Below are 493 nucleotides of genomic sequence, written 5' to 3' on the forward strand. Positions count from 1 at the left end.
GGGCATGCCGTACTTCATGAAGCGCAGGAAGGTGATCTTGTGCCCGGCCTTCTCGCTCATGCCCACCACGATCACGTTGGCCGAGGCCCCGATGGCCGTTCCGTTGCCGCCCAGGCACGCGCCCAGGGCCGTGGCCCACCACACGGGCATCATGGTGGGGTGCTGGAGCAGGTCGAAGCCCTTGAGCCCCGTGGCCGGTCCCAACACCTTCTCGGCCATGTCCACCAGCAGCGGGTTCATGGTGGCCACGAAGGGAATGTTGTCCACGATGGCCGAGGCGATGGCCGAGAACCAGACCATCACCATGGTGAGCGTGAACATGTCCGTGGGCGTGGGGCCGGTCAGCTCGATCATCTGGCGCGAGAGCATCTCGATGAAGCCCACCTTCACCGTGCCGCCGATGATGATGAAAAGCCCCATGAAGAAGAAGATGGTGGACCATTCCACTTCGGCCAGCACGTGGTGCGGGTCCTCGTCGGAGAGCAGGAGCAGG

The 493-nt window shown here is 64.1% G+C and carries 1 protein-coding gene; it reads right to left on the reverse strand.

Translation table 11 applies throughout. The annotated features are described in order from the left end of the window. Window positions 1-493: SLC13 family permease (locus NNJEOMEG_RS20285; protein WP_268885710.1), on the reverse strand; the 493-nt coding region annotated here is incomplete at both ends.

This window comes from Fundidesulfovibrio magnetotacticus (assembly GCF_013019105.1).
GTDB lineage: Bacteria > Desulfobacterota > Desulfovibrionia > Desulfovibrionales > Desulfovibrionaceae > Fundidesulfovibrio > Fundidesulfovibrio magnetotacticus.